Origin of the sequence: uncultured Cellulomonas sp., assembly GCF_963527515.1 — a bacterium.
Classification (GTDB): domain Bacteria; phylum Actinomycetota; class Actinomycetes; order Actinomycetales; family Cellulomonadaceae; genus Cellulomonas.
Genome location: NZ_CAURTV010000003.1, coordinates 91,691 through 110,263, shown reverse-complemented (window position 1 = coordinate 110,263; position 18,573 = coordinate 91,691). Strand labels below are relative to the sequence as shown.

Here is an 18,573-nt window from a genome sequence, read left to right as displayed (position 1 = left end):
GACCCTCTCTGGCGTTTGGTGACGTCACCATAGCAGCGGCGGGCGGCTAGTCCAGAGTCGCTTTGGTAACGGTCTGACATGGATGTCACGCGATTGGTGACGTCACCATGCCCGTTCCCCACTAGCATCTGGCCATGACAACCGCGCGAGCCCCCGGCCGCCGTTCGGGTCCCTCGATCGGGGACGTCGCCCGCCTCGCCGGCGTCTCGCCCCAGACGGTCTCGCGCGTCTCGACCGGTGCCGAGTCCGTCCGGCCCAGCACCCGCGCACGCGTCGTGCTCGCCATGGACCAGCTCGGGTACTCGCCGAACCGGGCCGCCCAGGCGCTGCGCAACGGCACGTTCGGCGCGATCGGCGTGCTCTCGCACGGCTTCCAGCGCACCGGGGAGGCCCTCACGGTCGAGGCCCTCGTCGAGGCCGCCGCGCTCGAGGACTACTCCGTCACGCTCCTGCACGTCCGCAACCCCGCCCCGGAGAGCTGGGAGAACGCGGCGCACCGCATCTCGCACCAGGCCATCGACGGCCTCGTGATCATGCGGGCCGAGCAGGCGACGCCCGCCACGCTGGCGCTCCCCGCCGGCATGCCGGTGGCGGTGTCCTTCTCGAAGTTCGCGGGCCACTACCCCACCGTCACGGCCGACCAGATCCAGGGCAGCGAGGACGCGGTCCGCCACCTGCTCGCCCTGGGCCACCGCACCGTGCACCACCTCGCCGGACCGCAGGACTCGGAGCACGCCCTGGTGCGCAGCGGCACGTGGCGCCGCTGCCTCCTGGAGGCGGGGATCCGTCCACCCGAGATGGTGGTCGGCGACTGGAGCGCGCAGTCCGGCTACGCGGAGGGTCGGCGGCTCGCGGAGGACCCCACGGTCACCGCCGTGTTCTGCGGAAACGACGAGATGGCGCTCGGTCTCGTCCGGGCGCTGCACGAGCAGGGCCGCCGCGTTCCGGACGACGTGTCCCTGGTGGGCTTCGACGACATCGCGGTCAGCGCCTGGACCTCGCCGCCCCTGACCACCGTCCGGCAGGACTTCCACGCCATCGGCCGAGCGCTCATCACCCTCGTCGTCGGTCAGCTCCGGCTGCGGTCCGTCCCCCCGCCGGCCCTGACGGTCGTGCCCACCGAGCTCATCGTCCGGGCGAGCACCGGGCACCCGCCGCGCTGAACCGGAGCTGATTCGACCCATGGACGAGATCCTGTACGGAGCCGCGTACTACGACGAGTACATGCCGCACGACCGCATCGACACCGACGTGGCGATGATGACGGCCGCCGGCCTGAACGTCGTCCGCATCGCCGAGTCGACGTGGAGCACGCTCGAGCCGCAGCCCGGCGTCTTCGACCTGACGCACGTCGACCGCGCACTCGACGCCATGGAGGAAGCCGGCATCCGCGTGATCGTCGGCACCCCGACGTACGCCGTGCCGGCCTGGCTGGCGCAGTCCCACCCCGAGGTGCTCGCCGAGACCAGCACGGGGCAGCGCCGCTACGGCGCCCGGCAGAACATGAACATCACCAGCCCCGCCTACCGCCTGCACGCCGAGCGGGTCATCCGCCGGCTCATGGAGCACACCGCGCACCGGCCGGGCGTCATCGGCTTCCAGCTCGACAACGAGACCAAGTACTACGACGTGGCCTCACCCGACGTCCAGCGTGCGTTCGTCAGGCACCTGCGGACCCTGTTCGACGACGACCTCGACGCCCTGAACCGCGCGTACGGGCTGGACTACTGGTCCAACCGGGTCGACGCGTGGGAGGACTTCCCCGACGTCCGCGGCACCATCAACGGCTCGCTGGCATCGGCGTTCGACCGGTTCCGCCGCTCGCTCGTCGAGGAGTTCCTCGGTTGGCAGGCCGCCATCGTGCGCGAGTACGCACGGGACGACCAGTTCCTCACCCACAACTTCGACTTCGACTGGGGACCCGGCTGGTCGTACGGGCTGCAGCCCTCCGTCGACCACTTCCGCGCCGCCCGGACCGTGGACGTCGCCGGCGTGGACATCTACCACCCGACCCAGTCGGCGCTCACCGGCAAGGAGATCGCCTTCGGTGGCGACCTGGCCCGCTCGATCAAGGGCGGGGCCAACTACCTCGTGCTCGAGACCCAGGCCCAGGGGCAACCCGGCTGGCTGCCGTACCCCGGCCAGCTGCGGCTGCAGGCGTACAGCCACCTGGCCAGCGGCGCCGACGCGGTCATGTACTGGCACTGGCACTCGATCCACAGCTCGTTCGAGACCTACTGGCGAGGCCTGCTCAGCCACGACCTCGAGGCCAACCCGACCTACGACGAGGCCGGCGTCGTCGGCACCGAGCTCGCCCGCGCCGGAGCGTCGCTGCTGCACCTGCGCAAGGACAACCGGGTCGCGGTCATGGTCAGCAACGAGGCCCTCACGGCCCTGACGTGGTTCACGATCGAGACCGGGTTCCCCGAGTCCTGGGGGCCCTCGATCGGCTACAACGACGTGCTGCGCTGGGTATACGACGCACTCTTCGAGCTCAACCTCGAGTGCGACGTCGTCTCCCCGGACACCGACGGCCTCGAGCGCTACACGATGCTCGTCGTCCCGGCGCTCTACACCGCGCCCGAGTCGACGCTGCGCCGCCTGCGTGACTTCGTCGACGGCGGCGGCCACCTCGTCTCGACGTTCAAGTCCTTCGTCGCCGACGAGCACGTCAAGGTCTGGGCCGACCGCCAGCCGCACGGGCTGACCGACGTCCTGGGCCTCACCTACAACCAGTTCACCCGGCCGGCCGACGTGGGGCTCACCCTGCACGGCGACCTCGCCGCCTCACCGGGTGCGACGGCTCTGGCGGCAGACGACCTGCTCGCGCAGCGGTTCATGGAGCTGCTGCGGCCCGACGGCGCCGACGTGCTCGCGTCCTACGACCACCCCGCGTGGGGCGACCACGCGGCGGTCACGCGTCACCGGTCCGGCGCCGGGACCGCGACCCACCTGGGCACCATGGTCGGTCCGGCGCTGCTGCGCGAGGTGCTGGCCCTGGCGGCCCGGGACGCGGACCTGTGGGACTGGCCCCAGGAGCTGGCCGGGGCGGTGACCGTGCGCCGCGGCACCAACGCCGCGGGTCGGGGTATCACGTACTTCCTGAACTACTCCGACGACGCCGTCAGCTTCGCCAGCCCCGTGGCGGGTCGGTCGGTGCTCGACGGGGTCGCCGTCCAGGAGGGCGCCGAGGTAACGATCGGGCGATGGGACCTGCTGATCCTCGAGACGTGAGCTGACAGCCCGGCACGACAAAGGCCCCGCGCCAACGTATCCGCTGGTCACGGGGCCTTCGTGGTGGAGCCGCCTAAGAGAATCGAACTCTTGACCTTCTCATTACGAGGTAGATCGAGGCTTGCTGGCGTTGTCGGTAGGCGTCGATCCGTGCAGGTCAGGCCGCGGGCCGTGTCCACGACTGTCCGCCGTGATGCGCTCGATTGCACGCGGCTTGGCACCCGCGATGGCACCAGGTGTTCCGGTTCGCCTCCTGGGATTGACCGGTATGGCGCGACGCTAGCTGCGCAGACCGCTGTCATGACCGCCGGTGAGCCTCCCGTGTCTGGACGGAAGAGTCCGACTCGCCGGCCGGTCGATAGTACAAGCGTGACCATCAAGCGGGGCGGCGAGCAGCGGACCTGGAAGCTGGACGCGTCATTGCGTGGACAGGTCTCGATCAGCCGACCCCCGAAATCGCGGCCGCGCGGACCTGGCCGCCACCGGGAGACGCGGCCTACGTTGGGGGCGGCCCTGTGGCAGATCGTCACGCTCCTGTCGACCGTCGGTGGCGCGATCGCGCTCATCCAGTGGCTGGTGGTCGGCCTGTGACCGGCTCAGGTCTGGGTGTTCGTCATGTGCGGGCCGATGTACCCGACGTAGACGTTCCCGGTGCTGGCGACGTCGTCCAGGTAGTACAGGCGGGGGCTCTGCGTCCCGATGCGGGCAAGCTTGAAGTGGGACCGCATCTGCGCCGAACCGGACGGGTCCACGGTCACTGGGACGGGCAGCGACCGTTCTTCCCCGAACTGCTGCATCGTGATGCCGGTCTCGGTCCAGGAGTGCTTTCCCGGCGGCATCCCCCGGTGCCCGGGTGGGGTGTTCTCCAGGTAGCGGTGCACGTTTGCGTTCGCCAGCCCGGCGCCTTTCGCGCTCACGTAGTCCGCCAACGCAAGGAGGCAGTCCCACGCGACGGTCAATGCCTTACTGGTCGGGTCGATCCGTTCCAGACCCAGGACAGTGTCCACGTTCGCGGTGATGAACACCCCGCGAGCTTCCAGGGCCTTCGCGACCTCGAGCAGCTCCGCGTACGAGCCCGGGTACACCACGACCTCGTCGTCCGGCACCGGGTTGTAGGTCAGGTCGTGGCGGCCCAGCTCGGTGAACTGCCGACCGAACCAGGCGGCCTTGTCCTGCTGGCGCTCCAGTTCTTCACGGTCCTCGATGTGGTCGAGCTGCTCGTCCAGCAGGGCCCGCTTCGCGTCGTCGAGGGCCGACTGCAGGTCTTCCCTGTCCCGCTGGAGCCTCTCGATGCGACGGACGGCGTCCGCGAGGGCATGAGGGTCGGCGCGCGGCGCTGCAGCTGACTGGGCCAAGGCCAGCAGGGTGTCCTCGGTGAGATCGACCAACCCCAGGGTGGCCCGGACCCGCTCAAGGTCGGCGAGGAACTGCCCGGCCTCCGCACCGACGGCGGAGTCCTGGACGTCCTGCTCGGTGATAGGGGCGGGCGCCTCGACGGTGGGGGCCGGCGCCCGGCCCGCGCTGACCGCCGCCGGCGGCTGCACCACGATCGGCTCGATGATCGCGGCGGCGATCGCACTGTTATCGAGGCGGTCGAACGTCCGGTGCCATGCGACGAGCTGGCGCGGGGTGGCGTGCTGGGAAATGGCCTGACGCGCGAACGAGCCCAAAAGGGTCCGCAGGTACTTGTCGGAGTCCTGCCCGAGGCGTTCCGTGCCCAGGATGCGGTGCTGGCGGGACGTGGCCGACTGGGACAGGTCCAAGCCCGGCAGGTAGGTGCGCAATGTCCACGGCGGGGCGGTCCACTGCCGTCCGAGCCGGGCGTGCATCTCGACCGTGGCGGCGGGATCCAGAATCGCGACATGCCCGACCCCGGTGACCTGTTCGGTCCACTGGGTGACCCGCTGGACGAACGGGTCGAAGGGAAGCCGGTCATCAGTCGCGGCGACGAACACCGCACCGCGGCGGGTCGGGTCAACCAGCAGGGAGATGAGGTCGTCGACCTGGTCGGCGCGCACCATCCGCGGCACCGCGGTGAGCTCCTGGCCGTCGATGAGGCGCAACGTCTGCAGGAGACCTCGGGCGACGCCGGGCACCAGGACCATCACACCGTCGGAGCTGGTGACGGACACTGACACCCACCCGCCGCCGCGCAGGTGCTCCACGGCGGTCACCTCGGTGGTCCAACGCCCGGTGGCGTTGACCTCCTCCATGACGAAGCGCACCGCCCGTTCATGGCCGGTCTGGTGGTGCCGGACGGTCAGGGTGCGGCCGTCCTTCGGTTCGGCGTGCGACCCGTTGACGGTGACGTCGACGTCGAGCCGCTTCTTGGCGCGCAACCACGACCCGACCTGGTCCTCGACGGTGGTGAGCCACCCTGCAGGCTGATCGCAGGTCGCGAACGCGTGGTAGCCGCGCTCCCCCGCGGTGGGCAAAGTTCGGGCCCCACCTGTCGTCTCCTGGACGGTCATGGTGTGCCCCTTGGGTCGTGGTGTTCGACTGGTCCCCGAAGGGTAGTGGGCGCCACTGACGGGACGGCAGCACCATCAGGGCGACGAGGCCCGGGCGGGCGGCAAGGGTCACGCGGACTCGAGCAGCTCATCGATGAAGGGCGACTCCAGACCTGTGACCGTGAAGATCGTGACGCCGTGCCCCTTGAGGCCGTCCTCTCGCTTATCTGTAGGCATCGCCGCGCGCAGATCGATCGTGAACGCGAAGTGGCGCGTACCGAGTTCTCCCATCGCGGTCAGTCCGTCTTCGGCATCGGCGAGGCCGTCGTCGTCACCGTGCGAGGCACGGCTCGCCGTACCGAGGCGCATCCCATCGGCCGGAGGGTGGCGTCGTGGCCGTACGTGCCCGCCGCGTAGAGCAGCTTGGAGTCTCAATACCTTGATCGTTCGTCTCGGCAGTAGCCACAGACGGGCCGTTTGACTGGATCTCATCAGTTGAGATGCGGCAGCAGCCGCTCGTGCGGGAACGGCGGGTGAACTACGTCTGACCAGGGAAGACTACGCATCGCACGCAGGCTCCGGCCTATCGTTCCTCAGGCCGGAGCCTAGCATCTAGTGTCAAGCGATACTAGTATCTTCCTGTTGACGGGTACTTGGGTACATGTCTACAGTTGCGAGACGCAATATCCAGGAGGGCATCGCACATGCCAGTAACAGTCGCCCCTATCAAGGTTGATGAGCAGACAGATCAGCGAATCAGCCACGCAGCGCACTTCCTCCGTCGTTCCAAGAAGGACGTCGTAGATGCAGCCGTCCGCGAGTACATCGAGAACCACCGTGCTGAGATCCAAGAGGGTGTCAGCAGTGCACTGAAGCAACTTGACGGTTCGCTTCTTGCGTCTGTCTCCCTCCTCTCCGGCCTGTCGGCTGACGAGATTGAGGCGCTCGGCGGTATCGACGAGACTCGCTGACCACAGATCACAGGCGCGCGGCCACGGATGAACTGATCATCCGGCCGCGCGCCTCTATGTTGCTCACATGGCTGAAGCACACGGCGAGAGCGTCCGACCGACGATCCGGTGCCTGAAGGAAGATCTTCAGCTCAAACTGCCTCCGGCGCATGTTCCGCTCGACGAGATCGACGAGCAGGTCATCACGAAGGTCCAGATGACGCCGGCTGAGGTCGCTGCCAACGCCGCTGAGCGGATCAAGTCTCTCCGGGACCGCATCTGGTTCAAGCAGCGGGCGGGGGACTTCCGCGCAGCAGTGACAGAGATTCGCGACAGCGGCTCCGACCTCGTCGACGGCTGGTGGTTGGGTGCCGCTGGAGCCCGGAGCCAGGGAAGTCCGGACGACTTCTACGCGGAGCTCGAGGCGACCGCGAAGCGGCATGGGAAGGGCACCAAGGTTGGCACCGACACGTCCTGGCTGCTGCCAACAGAGGACGACACGAACCGGCTGATTCTCGAGCGGGTGTACGAAGTGACGAAGAGCATCCGCGAGACCGTGCGTCGCCTGGTCGCCAAGTCGTTGCGAACGGGCAAGCCCTGGACGGTCAGCGTCACGAGGCACAGTGTGACGGCACACGTGCGGGCGGCCGACGGGGAGGCCTACCTCATCGTGTGCGCCGAAGGCTGGTTCGAGCCCGAGGTCATCGCGGTGATCCTCAGCAGCGTCCCGGGCATTCCTCAGGACGATTGGCAGGTCGAGCCCGGGGGCGCGGTGGGCGTCGAACCTGCTCCCGGGCAGATCATCTACTCGACGCTTATCCCGCCAGCGGTCCAGGACGCGATGCTCGACGAGTACCCCGACGAGGGTGCTCTCTAGGCAGCCTCGATGGAGGTTGCGAAGGCGGCACTCGCGGTGGAGACTCCTGACGCCTTCGCGGGCTTGCTACGCAAGTAGTCACAGCGAGCATCCGAGACGCTGCGTGCGCTCGGCCTAGCCCCGTTCGACGCCATACTGACCGCCATGCGTGTGCGTACGCTTACGGGCGTCTCCGGCCTGCAAGCGCTCCGCGTCCTGGAGTCGGCGGCAATGGTCTTCGTGAACCTGCGCGGCACGAGTAACGACGCAGTCGACAGCTCCGCGGACATTTCGGGGCCAGCGGGGTAGGACACGGCTGTCCAGGGGAGTCGCCCAGCGGTCCGAGCTGTAGCGGCGTCGGGCACAAGCCGATCGACTGGTCGTCGTCTACAAAGCGGCCACGGGTGCCGCTCCTGGGCGTGCATAGCCCTTGCCGACCAGCCACGTCAGGACATCGAAGACGCGCAGCGCAGAGATATCGGGTCCGAGTCCGGCTCGTTCCCTCAGCGAGACGAGGGTGGTAGGAGGTGGTGGCAATGGCGAAGCAGGAGTTGAGTGCGCTGTCGGCAACACCGAGTGCCCTGTCGAGCCGCATCGCCGCCGGGAAGGCGGAACCGATCACTGCCGAGGAGCGTGCGATCGTCGCGGGACTGCGCGCTGACTTTGAGAGGAAGTACGGCAGACCTGCGGTGCGGCGACCGACGAAGCTCGCCAAGAGCCCGAAGAAGGTCGCAAAGGGCTGAGCAATCCGACAGCACCACGAGGGATCCGGCAGCGCACGGTTGTGCGGGCTGTGAGCCGCTGCGGACCTGCTCGGCTCGGCTGCCGAAGCTGCATGACGAAGGCCCACACACCTGGTGCGGTGGGCGGGCCTTCGGAGATCAGCGGCGGTAAGCGGTCCACACCTGGCTGGCGCGTCCTTCCGGGGGATGGAGTCGGTCATCACACCCAGAGAACTTGCCCGCTGGGCTGCTCTCATGACCCTGTCTATGCCATCCTCGGCGCCGGCGCAAGGCCCTTCGCGACCGAACTTCAACCGTGTCGTTCGCGCTCCGAAAAGTGCCCCGACAACCCCTACGCCTGCGCAACTTCTTGTCGCTAGTGCGACTAAGCGACACCCCTACGCTTGCGCAGCACGTAACAGCTACGCTTGTCCATGCCACTATGGAGTGCATCAGAGTCCTATGGGAGATCTAAGTGATTCCAGCACAGGATGCGGCGACGGCGCAGGCGCTTGGAGTTCGTCCGGACGCCTCCGACGAGCTGTACCAGCTCCTTGCCGCGAAGGAGTTCGCCGACCGCCTAGGGTCTCGCCGACGCGCAGCGGGCGCACCCATCCGGACGATCTTCGTGGCCGACGAGACGGCGCTGCGGACGCCGCTGGCAACCTTGCTGAGTGGCCCTGAGAGCGGGGGCGGTGGTCGGGGCGGACAACTGCGGGTCAAGCTGTACTTGAGCCTTCTGTGGATCTGCGCCAAGAAGCCGTACGACGTCGCACGACCCGCGCGAGCGTGGGCCGCACTGTTGGGCCTGCCGGACCACGAGGGGAGCGGCGTCCGACGCATACAGCAGGCGTTCCGGGACCTGGAGAGCCGTGGCTTCATCCAACTCCAGGAGCAGGGCGGCCGACCCTCTAACGCCGTACTGCGAAGCGAGAGGGGTGACGGCACCGCGTTCGTACCGGCTCCGGAGGCGCACAGCGTGCTCCAGAAGAACAACGCGGATGAAGCTGCGCTCCGAGAGCACCGCTATTTCCGGGTGCCTTCAACTCTCTGGACAGATGGACACATCGCGCGTCTGAAGGGACCTTCACTAGCGATGCTCCTGGCCTTGCTCAGCGAGCGACGCGGCGCCGAGTCTGGTGCGGTGTGGTTCTCCCCCGAGCGAGCTCGAGAGCGTTTCGGCATCGCTACCAGCACGCGACGGGAAGGGCTAGAGCACCTTCGTGAGCTGGGGCTGGTCACAACAACGTCCAGGATCGTCAGCGAAAACGGCGCCTACATCGACTGGGCCCGACGCAGGAACGTGCATGAAGTGGTCGGGCTGTAGCGGCGCGCAGCACGAGTGCCCGGTCGTCGCCGCGCACATGCCACCGTCGCCCAATGCGTCACTTACGCCTACCGTGACCACATGCCCGACCTGGTCGACCTCGCAGACGCGAAGGCGGAGATGATCCGCGTTCTCGGATCGTCCGCCACTCGGCGACAGCACGTGCGCGGAGTCGCCCGCACCGCCGCGAACGCTTGCCGGCTGCTCCGTACCAGCGAGATTGTCGTCTCAGCCGCTTGGCTGCATGACATCGGGTACGCCCCGGAACTCGCCGCGACCGGACTACACAGCCTCGACGGTGCCCGGTACCTCCGTACCGCCGGCGCCGAGGACAGGATTTGCCGGCTCGTCGCAAACCACACGCACGCTTGGCTAGAGGCGGAGGGTCGTGGCCTCGCCGAGGTGCTCGCGGCAGAGTTCCCCGCCGAGCACTCGCTAACGGCGGACGTCCTGACCTACGCGGACCTCACCACGAGTCCCACAGGGGAATCGATTGGGGTGGAGGCGCGGATCGCCGAGATCCTTCGTCGGTACCCGTCCGACGACGTTGTCCACTGCTCGATCGCGAACGCCGCACCCGAGCTCATCGCGACTGTCCGCCGCGTCGAGGCGGCGTTGGCCGCTGCTCAGCCGAGGTAGGGCGCCTCTCGCTCGTCGAAGAAGTGGTCGATGCGCAGCCGCATCGACGGGTGGATCGTCAGGCCGTCCAGGGCATCGCGCTCGACCCAGCGCAGCTCGTGGCTCTCGGAGTCCTTCTCGAGCGACCCGCCCAGCACGCGGCACCGGAAGGACAAAGTGAACTGCTGTCGCACCTCCCCGTCGGAGTAGGCGATGAGGGCGCGCGGATCGGTGTAGATCCCAACTAGCCCCGCCACCTCGACGTCGAGTCCGGTCTCCTCGCGAACCTCTCGAACGACCGTCTCGACGATGCTCTCGCCGAACTCGTGTGTGCCGCCGGGCAGGGCCCAGAGGTCGTTGTCGACGCGGTGTTCAAGCAGCAGCCGGCCCTTGTGGTCGGTGATGCAGGCGACGGCGGCCGGCACGATGCTGTTCGGCTCAGGCGCGTCGGGATCGTCGTAGTAGTCGGTGCGGGCCATGGTCGCCTCCGCCTCAACGGTAGGCATGGGCGTCGGCCCACACCCTCTCGAAGCAGTCACCGTAGTCGTCGAGCCTGAACCCGTCAGGGGTCCGCCGGAGGTGCATCCACACGCTGCGCGCCGCTGGCACGCCAAGCATGTGGTGGTTGACGAGCCCCTCGTCGTCGGCGAGGTACTGCGATGCGTACAGGGTCGTCTCGTGTAGGCGCACCTCGACGCCCGGGTGGTCGAGGAGCGGCTCGACGAGGTGCAGCGCGTTGCGTACTCGAGCCGCCATGTCGATGCCCTCTTCCTCGCCGCGCAGCTGCACCGCGGGGCAGTCGGGGTCGCCGAACGCTAGCCGGACCGCGATGCCCGCGTCCGCCTGCTCGCGCAGCCGGGCGAGGACCCCGGGGTCGTTCTCGAAGAACGGAAGGCCGGCGTACACCAGCACTCGCACGCTCGCCGTTGCACGCCGGACGAAACCATCCCAGAGGTCGACCGGAACGGCTCCCCTGTGCGGGTAGATCGTGATGCTGGCTGGCGACCCCGAGCCCGGTTCACTGGTTGTCGCCCAGAAGTAGCTCGGCTCGACGCCCAGCGCATGGGCGACCGCCCATTGATTGTCCACGCGCGGAACTCGGCCCGTGAAGACCCAGCGCTCTACGGTCTTGAGATCCACGCCGACGACCTCGGCGAGGCGGGCGGGGGTAATACCTCGGCCGTGCATCGCACCCTCGAGCTTGGTGTTGCGCGCGCCGATCATCATGGTCGCACCCCTTCCGTCTACATCCGGATCGCACGCGACGTGGCCGCGCGTTCCTAGCGGCGCAGCCACGCCATACGCGTAGGTGTGCGGATCGATGCGCAACACGCGAGGCGAGATGACTCGCGAGCGTGAAGTTGACCAGCAGGACGCGCGTCCCGTCTGTCGGTTCGCCGGAACAGAGCCGCGTCCCGACACCGTCCAGGACGTCCTGAAGCGTCCCGGGGGGCGGTGATGCCGTCCCTGCCTCCGGCGGTGCGATGCGTTCCATGCGATGCGAACCGACACACCCCGACACTGTCCCGTCCAGCTCGGCGGGAGCCCTCCCCGACCGCGCCGCCGAACTGGGCGACGCGGACACCAACGAGGGCCTGCGTACGGCGCTTTCCCTCGTCACGACACAAGGCTGGGAGTGCCCGGCGGGCCGGGCGGTCCTCGCCGCTTTGTCGCGGCGGGCGGCCGCGTGGGGTCGAACCGTCCTTCGCGGGAGGTCTGCCGGATGCGGGCCGGTGCCTTCCGGTGAGGTGCTCTCGGTGGCATGGGTCACGCTCAACAGGTTCTCCGCTCAGGTTGCCGCCGCGGATGCCCCGTGGGCATATCTGTGGACAGCGGTGCAGAACGCGCTGGTGGTGGAAGCCGCAGCGGCGAGCCTCCTCAGCCAGCAGGCGGTCCGCCGAACACGCTGCGAGTGGCCCACCGGCGTGCAACGGCTCGAGGATGACGAGCTCGATCGTGCGTGCTCACTGAGCCAGCTCGTCGGACCACGCCACGGATCGGCGCAGGAAGAACCGTCGCCGGCCGTTGCCGCCCTCGTCAGGTTCCTGGCCGGTTCCGACGAGATGCGGGTCGACTTCTGGACGGATGCCGTCGGGCGAGCGCTCGACGTGATGGCGGACGCACGGCGCTCCTATGAGGAGACGACGCTCCGCCGCGATGTCTACCTCCGCGAAGTTCTCAAGCTCGGTGCCGACGAGCTTGCAGCCCTCGCCGCTCTGCTCATCGGACCTCGCCGAGGCAACCGGGCCGCCCACTCCATGCTGCTCGCCCTGCATCGGAACCCGGCTTCGATACCCGAGGACGTCACGGGCGCAGTTGCCCGGATCGCGCTGCTGCGCTCTCACTGGGCGGACTGCACTGGCCAACGGCACGATGCGGCCTGACGCGGCCTGACGCCTGGAGGTGCGCGCACGCGGTGCTCTCCGCCGCATGTCGTGTCGTTCGATCGGGTCGGGGAGGTCGTCGTGAGACGAGTCGTGCTCGTTGGCGGGCTGATAGTCGCCCTCGCCATCGCCGTGATGCTCGCTGCCTGGCCATGGGGGTCCGACGATTCTCCGGTGCCGACCGCACCCACTCGGGTTGCACCCTCGCCGACGAGGACTGTCTCGGTCCCGTCGGCTCCCGAGCCGACTCCGGCCGACATCGTCATCGTCACGGATGAGCCCGCTCTGTACGCGTCCTCGGTGGCCTCACTCGTCTTCGGGATGGACACCCGCACCGTCGACGCCGCTGCCTACCGAACGTCACTCTTGGCCGAGGCGGACCCCAATCTCACGGAGACCGGGCGGGCCGACCTCCAGCGTCTGGTCGACGATCGCATACCGGCCGACGACGAGTGGGAGCGGATGCGCGAGAACGCCCAGCGCTCGGTGTTCGTCGTCACGCAGACCTGGGAGCCCGGCTCGTGGCAGCAGGTGGTGATCGCAGGCCAGGCCGAGCCGGGCTGGGCGATGCGGAACGTCACCGGCGTTCAGACCACCCACTATTCGGAGGACGGCCAGCACCGGGCGTCGTCGCGCGAGCGGACGATCACCATCGGCATGCGCTGCCCGGGCAGCGGTGCGGATGTTGACCGGTGCCGGCTCGTCCTGCTCGGCGCCACCGTGGTGCCCTAATGCTCCGGCTTGTCGCGTGTCTCCTTGCCCTGGTGCTCGCGCTCGTCGCCACCGTGACCGGGTTGGTCGCCGTAGCTGGGGATAACACGACCTCCTGTATTGCGGCCGCCACCGGTCTGGTTGACGAGCTCGACGTCGAGCAGTCCGCCTCCGCGCGCATCATCGTCGCCGTCGGCCAGCAGCTCGGAGTGCCCACCCGCGGCCTGCTCGTCGCCCTCATGACCGCGCGTCAGGAGTCCGGGCTCCGCAATCTCGACTACGGGGACCGCGACTCTCTCGGGCTGTTCCAACAGCGGCCCTCGATGGGGTGGGGCACTCCAGAGCAAGTGCGAGATCCCTCGTACGCGGCGGCCGCGTTCTACGGTGGCCCGACGTCGCCGATCTCGAACCGGGGCCTGCTGGATGTCCCCGCCTGGGAAGCCATGCCACTCACCGTCGCCGCCCAAGCGGTGCAGCGGTCGGCCTTTCCCGATGCTTACGCCCGGTGGGAGGCCCCTGCGCGACAGTGGCTAGCGGCGATCGTCGGCGACTCGGCGGCCGGGAGCGGATGTCCGGAAGTCAGCCCGTCGGCGGCCGTCGCCATCACGGCCGCGATGCGTTGGCTCGGCACTCCCTACGCCTGGGGAGGCGGCAGCCTCGACGGACCGAGCCTCGGCTCCGGAAGCGGCGCCAGCACGGTCGGCTTCGATTGCTCGGGACTCACCCGATACGCCTGGGCCCAGGCCGGCGTCCTGCTTCCCCGAACTTCGCGTGACCAGTGGAACGCCCCCGGCCTGCGAGTCACGACGATTGCACAGCTCCAGGCGGGCGATCTGCTCTTCTTCGCGTCCGACCTCCACGACGCGTCGACGATCTTTCACGTGGCACTGTCGCTCGGCGGAGATGCGATCGTCGAGGCGCCCCAGGCGGGTGACGTGGTGAAGATCGTCGAGTCGCTATCCGACAATCCGTACTGGTCGCCGAGGTTCATCGGCGGACTGCGCCTCAGTGCCAACGTCGCAGTGTTCGAGATGCGGGCGACCGCGTCGAACGCACAAGCGCCGCGGCCGGCCGCCAGCATTCCCCGCCGATCTGGTGCACCACCCGCAGGCGAGCGCGGCCTCGAAGCAATGCCGGCGTCCGGACCTCCGGCGTGCCGCGTCCGGCGCGCGCGATGGGCCGGAAGCCGACCGGACTCGAAGAGCCGCGCTTGATTCTGACGATCACTTAAGTGTCTAGCGACTCGTTCCACTCCGCGCCGAGCACCCACGAGAGGGCTGACATGCGGCCACTGAGAAGGCCCCACTCGAAGTCGTCCCAGCCCAGATTCTCGCGTCCGTACTTGTCCTCGATTCGCGCCGCGGCCTCGCACGCCTGCTTCAGGATCTCCTCTTGACCGGCCTTGAGTTCTTCGCCTCTCTCCAGATTCTCGTGCCAGACCTGATGCCGGTTCCACCAGACCTTGTCCCAGAACTCGTTGTACTGCCGCAGGATCTCCCCATCGTTTCGACGAAGGAGAAGAGGCCAGAGCTCGCCCGAGACCTCATCGCTCGGGATCCACTCCACCTTGTCACCGTCGGGCGTGTAGCCGATCGGGAATCCGTTCGGCCCGACGGCGTCCGGTTCGACCGGATCGGTGGTCTCAGCTTTGGACCGTCGGAGCCCCGGACCAACATGGAGCCGAGCGAAGTCGCGGTTCAGCTCCTCTATCTGAGGCATCAAGTCGGGGTCGAACCGGGCTACCTCGATCCCCGCTTCACGTAGCCGAAGCTCGCCTCGACCGCGGATATCGTCATTTGGATCGAGCACACCGATGAAGACGCGCTTGATCCGACGCTCGATGATTCGTTCGACGCACGGGACCTTCGGACTGTTCCGGGCGGTGCACGGCTCCAGCGTCGTGAAGAGCGTTGCGCCGGCAAGCGTCTCCGTCTCGAGCTTCCGCTCGAGGAGAGTGAACTCGGCATGCTCGCCGTCACCCAGCTCTCCGCGGAACGCCTCGCCGACTAGAACTCCATCTCTGCTAACAACTGCGCCGACCTTCGGCGATATACGCCCAGGCTCGCTGACGGACTGGCGCGCGAGAGCCACGGCGCGTTCCATCAGCGCGCGGTCTCCCCATGTCTCGGCCCCTTCGGTCACGTAGCGAAGGTATCGGGTAGGGCGACCGGCATTCCGTCACATCGCCGGAAGGCAGCCCTCCACTGGTGACCGACACCGAGACGGCACGGATCGGGATGCCCGTCGGCCATCTCCTTGCGCGCCGCGCCCCTGATCGCGGCGTTTGACGAGTTCTCCGGCCAAACCTGCGAACCGACCGACCTAAGTGCGCGCGCCTCGCCCTCCCCTCGCCGGACATGGCCACACGGCCGTGGTCCGCCCGAGTCCAGGAGGAGCCATGTCGATCACCACCTTGCACGCGCTGATGCCGTTCGACGACCCGGGGATCACGTCCAACACCAGCGGCCCGCCGGGCCTCGAGCAGCTGCGCGTGATCGTCGGGGCCATGCTCACGTTCAGCCTCGTCGCCTGCGTGGCGGCACTGGTCGCGTCGGCAGTCGTCTGGGGATTCGGCTCGAACTCGGGCAACCCGCACCTCGCCGGACGCGGCGAGACCGGCGTGGTCGTTGCCGCCGGGGCTGCGCTGCTGATCGGCGCGTCGAACGCGATCATCACGTTCTTCTCCAACGCCGGCTCCCTCGTCTGAGCGGGCGGAGGCACAGCATGGACATGTGCGACCTGCTGCCGCTCTCCCCCGCGTGCATCGCGACGGGCGCGGCCAGCCAGATGACCGGCGTGGCCAGCGACACGATCCTCGACGCGATCGCGACGCGGTTCGCTGACGCCACGGCTTCGGTGATGGCCGCGACCTACGACGCGATCTCGACGACGACCACGGTCGACCTCAGCGCGAGCTACGTCCGGCAGAACGCCGCCGCGCTCGGGGCCGCCGCACTGGTGGTCGTGGTCGGGCTGTTCATCGTCCAGGTGGTCGGCGCAGCGATTCGTCGCGAGCCCGGCGGCCTGATGCGCGGGGTGACCGGCGCGGGTGCGGCGGTGCTGGGCACCGCCATTGTCGGTGCCATGGTGCAGACGCTCCTGGTCGCCGTCGACGGATTGTGCGACGCGATCGCCGGCCTGGCGGGCACGTCGATCGAGCAGGCGGCCCGGAAGATGTTCGACGCCGCCGCTTTGTCGTCGATGGCCACTCAGTCCGGCGGCGGCGCCGTGATCGCGATCGTGTTCGGCTTGCTCTTCATCCTTGGCGCGGTGCTGACTCTGGGCACGCTGCTGGTGCGACAGGCTCTGATCGTCGTCGCCGTGGTGGTCGCGCCACTGGCGCTAGCCGGAGGCACGGCCCGTGTGACCTCGAGCTGGGTGCGTCGGTGGGTCCAGGTCACCCTTGCGCTGGTTCTGTCGAAGCTCGCGATCGTCGTGGTGTTCGTCGTCGCCGTCGGCATGCTCGGGAACGCCCAAGGGATCGGTGCGCTGCTCTCCGGCGCGATCCTTCTGCTCCTCGCCGCGCTGGCGCCGTGGGCGTGCTTCAAGGTGCTCGATTTCGCCGGCACCCACGTCGCGTCCGAGTGGCACCGGGCGACGAATGGCTCCACGCTCGCGGCCGCCCACCAGACTCGGATCAACGCGCAGTCCGTCATGCGCGCTGTGGCACCGGTCGTCGGTGGTGCGGGCGGCGGCGCCGCGCGCGTTGCGGCGGGAAGTGCAGTGACCGCTCGCCCCGCGAGCACCCCGCCGCCCGTGGTCCGGGCGAGCTGGCAGTCACCTCCGCCAGCCGCCGCCCCGACTCCGGTGGCCGTCAGCAAGGGACCGACCTCATGACGGCGACCGAGGCCACCGTGTCGCGGACCGTGCGGTTCGGGCGGCGATCGACTCGCGGCGTGCTCCTCGGTCTGTCCGGGCCGCGGCTTGCTGCAGTGGGATTCGCGTTCGTCGTGGTCGTGCCCGCGATCTACACGGCAGGACTGTCTGGGGTGGCAATGACCTCGCCGGCCTGGGGCATGGCGCTGGCTTCGGCGTTCGTGTCGGTCGCTGGACGACGAGCGGTCGAGTGGGTGCCGGTGTACGGGCAGTGGCTCGTGCGCCGAGCACTGCACCAGGACGAGTACCTCGTGCGCGTGAGCCGGCCCCGCCCCATTGGCACACTCGCGCTGCCCGGCGACGCGGCGTGCCTGCGGGTATACGTCGACCCGGTGATCGACGCGGCGATGGTGCACGACCCATACGGGCACACCCTCACCGCGGTCGCGCGAGTAAGGCACCCGTCGTTCGTGCTGCAGGCGCCCGCCGACCAGGACCGCCGCGTCGCCGGCTGGGGCCGGGTTCTTGCCACCGCCTGCGCGTCCGGCCGTCTCGCACGGCTCCAGGTGCTCGAGCGGACCCTGCCCGACTCCGGCACAGGAGTGCGTGCCCACTGGTCCGCCCAACGCACCACTCCCGACTCGTGGGCCGGCGAGCAGTACGAGTCGCTGCTGGCCGACGCCGCCCCCACCACGGAGCGGCACGAGACCTACCTCGCGGTGAGCCTCGACATGGGCCGAGCCCGACGAGCAATCCGCGCGGAGGGTGGCGGCGTGCCCGGCGGTGCTGCGGTGCTGCGGCGCGAGCTCGGCACGATCACGGCCGCCCTGCGTGCTGCCGAGGTCGCGCCCGATGGGTGGGCCGGTACCGACGAGCTGGCCGTCCTGCTCCGCTCCGCCTACGACCCGACTGCTCGGCTGGACGAACGCTCGACCGGACGTGACCTGGCGGGAGCCGGGCCCATCGGTGTGCACGAGCACCTCGACCATCTCCGCACCGACGCTGGTCTTCACGCTGTCTACTGGATCAGCGAGTGGCCCCGGGCCGACGTCCACCCCGGGTTCCTGTCTCCGCTGCTCCTGGCGGCCGGCGTGCGCCGCACGACGTCGATCGTCGCCCAGCCGCTCACCACGGCCGAGGCCATGCGCGCGGTGCGCAAGGCGCGTGTGGAGTACCAGACCGACGCCGCGCACCGTGAGCGCATCGGGCAGCTGAGCGACGCGGGCGCGGACCAGGAGTGGGCCGACGTGACGCAGCGTGAGCGCGACCTCGTCGCCGGGCACGGTGACCTGCGGTACGCCGGCTTCGTCGTCGTGACCGCCCCCGACCTCGACGCACTCGACGCGGCTCGAGCAGCCGTGGAGCAGGCCACGATCCAGTCCGGCTGCGAGACCCGACTGCTGCTGGGTCAGCAGGCACAGGCGTTCGCCGCGGCCGCGCTGCCGTTGTGCCGGGGGATCTGAGATGCGAACGAAACAACGGCTCGTCGACGTCCGTCGCGACAC

The 18,573-nt window shown here is 68.9% G+C and carries 19 protein-coding genes; 14 read left to right on the top strand and 5 right to left on the bottom strand.

What is annotated here, in order from left to right; translation table 11 throughout:
* The first annotated feature begins 134 nt into the window (after positions 1-134).
* From RYN42_RS02010 to RYN42_RS02000, 3 genes are all read left to right on the top strand, one after another.
* Positions 135-1,163: a LacI family DNA-binding transcriptional regulator gene (locus RYN42_RS02010; protein ID WP_315093275.1), complete on the top strand. Its 1,029-nt coding sequence runs from the start codon at positions 135-137 to the stop codon at positions 1,161-1,163.
* A gap of 19 nt (positions 1,164-1,182) precedes the next feature.
* Positions 1,183-3,234 carry a beta-galactosidase gene (locus tag RYN42_RS02005; protein ID WP_315093274.1) on the top strand — a complete coding sequence of 684 codons (2,052 nt, stop codon included), beginning with the start codon at positions 1,183-1,185 and terminating at the stop codon, positions 3,232-3,234.
* 369 nt (positions 3,235-3,603) lie between these two features.
* Positions 3,604-3,825 (top strand): hypothetical protein, encoded by a 222-nt coding sequence (locus RYN42_RS02000; RefSeq protein WP_315093273.1) that lies wholly within the window; start codon positions 3,604-3,606, stop codon positions 3,823-3,825.
* Between the two features lie 5 nt (positions 3,826-3,830).
* Here the strand turns inward: RYN42_RS02000 and RYN42_RS01995 are convergent, their stop codons facing one another.
* A complete protein-coding gene (locus RYN42_RS01995; RefSeq protein WP_315093272.1) occupies positions 3,831-5,705 on the bottom strand; it encodes a hypothetical protein in 1,875 nt (624 codons plus the stop codon).
* A 108-nt stretch (positions 5,706-5,813) separates the two neighbouring features.
* Positions 5,814-6,053 (bottom strand): hypothetical protein, encoded by a 240-nt coding sequence (locus tag RYN42_RS01990; protein WP_315093270.1) that lies wholly within the window; start codon positions 6,051-6,053, stop codon positions 5,814-5,816.
* A 335-nt stretch (positions 6,054-6,388) separates the two neighbouring features.
* Between RYN42_RS01990 and RYN42_RS01985 the strand changes: the two genes are divergently transcribed.
* From RYN42_RS01985 to RYN42_RS01965, 5 genes are all read left to right on the top strand, one after another.
* Positions 6,389-6,655 (top strand): hypothetical protein, encoded by a 267-nt coding sequence (locus RYN42_RS01985; RefSeq protein WP_315093267.1) that lies wholly within the window; start codon positions 6,389-6,391, stop codon positions 6,653-6,655.
* 67 nt (positions 6,656-6,722) lie between these two features.
* Complete coding sequence (locus RYN42_RS01980) at positions 6,723-7,511, top strand: hypothetical protein (RefSeq protein WP_315093265.1); 789 nt, start codon at positions 6,723-6,725, stop codon at positions 7,509-7,511.
* A 515-nt stretch (positions 7,512-8,026) separates the two neighbouring features.
* Complete coding sequence (locus RYN42_RS01975; protein WP_315093264.1) at positions 8,027-8,233, top strand: hypothetical protein; 207 nt, start codon at positions 8,027-8,029, stop codon at positions 8,231-8,233.
* Between the two features lie 454 nt (positions 8,234-8,687).
* Positions 8,688-9,539, top strand: coding sequence for a hypothetical protein (locus RYN42_RS01970; RefSeq protein ID WP_315093262.1), 852 nt, complete (start codon positions 8,688-8,690; stop codon positions 9,537-9,539).
* An 81-nt stretch (positions 9,540-9,620) separates the two neighbouring features.
* Positions 9,621-10,178, top strand: a complete 558-nt coding sequence (locus RYN42_RS01965; RefSeq protein ID WP_315093260.1) for an HD domain-containing protein — start codon at positions 9,621-9,623, stop codon at positions 10,176-10,178.
* On the opposite strand, the gene RYN42_RS01960 is transcribed toward RYN42_RS01965, so the two are convergent.
* The gene (locus RYN42_RS01960; protein WP_315093259.1) at positions 10,166-10,636 is read right to left on the bottom strand and encodes an NUDIX domain-containing protein; all 471 of its coding nucleotides are present in this window, start codon (positions 10,634-10,636) and stop codon (positions 10,166-10,168) included. The two genes, RYN42_RS01965 and RYN42_RS01960, sit on opposite strands and share 13 nt — an antisense overlap.
* A 13-nt stretch (positions 10,637-10,649) precedes the next feature.
* A complete protein-coding gene (locus RYN42_RS01955; RefSeq protein WP_315093258.1) occupies positions 10,650-11,384 on the bottom strand; it encodes a helix-turn-helix transcriptional regulator in 735 nt (244 codons plus the stop codon).
* A 530-nt stretch (positions 11,385-11,914) separates the two neighbouring features.
* Here RYN42_RS01955 and RYN42_RS01950 point away from each other — a divergent pair.
* The 3 genes from RYN42_RS01950 to RYN42_RS01940 all read left to right on the top strand — a co-directional run bounded on the left by RYN42_RS01950 (position 11,915) and on the right by RYN42_RS01940 (position 14,466).
* A complete protein-coding gene (locus tag RYN42_RS01950; RefSeq protein WP_315093256.1) occupies positions 11,915-12,541 on the top strand; it encodes a hypothetical protein in 627 nt (208 codons plus the stop codon).
* A gap of 321 nt (positions 12,542-12,862) precedes the next feature.
* On the top strand, positions 12,863-13,273 hold the full coding sequence (locus RYN42_RS01945) for a hypothetical protein (RefSeq protein WP_315093255.1): 411 nt from the start codon (positions 12,863-12,865) through the stop codon (positions 13,271-13,273).
* A gap of 32 nt (positions 13,274-13,305) precedes the next feature.
* Positions 13,306-14,466 carry a C40 family peptidase gene (locus RYN42_RS01940; RefSeq protein ID WP_315093253.1) on the top strand — a complete coding sequence of 387 codons (1,161 nt, stop codon included), beginning with the start codon at positions 13,306-13,308 and terminating at the stop codon, positions 14,464-14,466.
* A 13-nt stretch (positions 14,467-14,479) separates the two neighbouring features.
* Here RYN42_RS01940 and RYN42_RS01935 read toward each other — a convergent pair whose 3' ends face one another.
* Entirely contained in the window at positions 14,480-15,394 is a 915-nt protein-coding gene (locus tag RYN42_RS01935) for a hypothetical protein (protein ID WP_315093251.1), read from the bottom strand.
* Between the two features lie 256 nt (positions 15,395-15,650).
* On the opposite strand from RYN42_RS01935, the gene RYN42_RS01930 reads away from it, so the two are divergent.
* From RYN42_RS01930 to RYN42_RS01920, 3 genes are read left to right on the top strand one after another with little or no spacing between them, the layout of a single operon-like run.
* On the top strand, positions 15,651-15,959 hold the full coding sequence (locus RYN42_RS01930) for a DUF6112 family protein (RefSeq protein ID WP_315093248.1): 309 nt from the start codon (positions 15,651-15,653) through the stop codon (positions 15,957-15,959).
* Between the two features lie 23 nt (positions 15,960-15,982).
* On the top strand, positions 15,983-17,089 hold the full coding sequence (locus RYN42_RS01925; RefSeq protein WP_315093245.1) for a hypothetical protein: 1,107 nt from the start codon (positions 15,983-15,985) through the stop codon (positions 17,087-17,089).
* A complete protein-coding gene (locus RYN42_RS01920; protein WP_315093244.1) occupies positions 17,086-18,531 on the top strand; it encodes an SCO6880 family protein in 1,446 nt (481 codons plus the stop codon). Before RYN42_RS01925 ends, RYN42_RS01920 begins: the two co-directional genes overlap by 4 nt.
* Positions 18,532-18,573: the final 42 nt, after the last annotated feature.

Coding starts and splice junctions, on each gene's coding strand:
- RYN42_RS01985 (WP_315093267.1), top strand. CDS start 6,389: ATGCCAGTAACAGTCGCCCCTATCAAGGTTGATGAGCAGACAGATCAG.
- RYN42_RS01925 (WP_315093245.1), top strand. CDS start 15,983: ATGTGCGACCTGCTGCCGCTCTCCCCCGCGTGCATCGCGACGGGCGCG.
- RYN42_RS01995 (WP_315093272.1), bottom strand. CDS start 5,705: ATGACCGTCCAGGAGACGACAGGTGGGGCCCGAACTTTGCCCACCGCG.
- RYN42_RS01920 (WP_315093244.1), top strand. CDS start 17,086: ATGACGGCGACCGAGGCCACCGTGTCGCGGACCGTGCGGTTCGGGCGG.
- RYN42_RS01980 (WP_315093265.1), top strand. CDS start 6,723: ATGGCTGAAGCACACGGCGAGAGCGTCCGACCGACGATCCGGTGCCTG.
- RYN42_RS01965 (WP_315093260.1), top strand. CDS start 9,621: ATGCCCGACCTGGTCGACCTCGCAGACGCGAAGGCGGAGATGATCCGC.
- RYN42_RS01945 (WP_315093255.1), top strand. CDS start 12,863: ATGGACACCCGCACCGTCGACGCCGCTGCCTACCGAACGTCACTCTTG.
- RYN42_RS01955 (WP_315093258.1), bottom strand. CDS start 11,384: ATGATGATCGGCGCGCGCAACACCAAGCTCGAGGGTGCGATGCACGGC.
- RYN42_RS01960 (WP_315093259.1), bottom strand. CDS start 10,636: ATGGCCCGCACCGACTACTACGACGATCCCGACGCGCCTGAGCCGAAC.
- RYN42_RS02005 (WP_315093274.1), top strand. CDS start 1,183: ATGGACGAGATCCTGTACGGAGCCGCGTACTACGACGAGTACATGCCG.
- RYN42_RS01930 (WP_315093248.1), top strand. CDS start 15,651: ATGTCGATCACCACCTTGCACGCGCTGATGCCGTTCGACGACCCGGGG.
- RYN42_RS01990 (WP_315093270.1), bottom strand. CDS start 6,053: ATGCGCCTCGGTACGGCGAGCCGTGCCTCGCACGGTGACGACGACGGC.
- RYN42_RS02010 (WP_315093275.1), top strand. CDS start 135: ATGACAACCGCGCGAGCCCCCGGCCGCCGTTCGGGTCCCTCGATCGGG.
- RYN42_RS01975 (WP_315093264.1), top strand. CDS start 8,027: ATGGCGAAGCAGGAGTTGAGTGCGCTGTCGGCAACACCGAGTGCCCTG.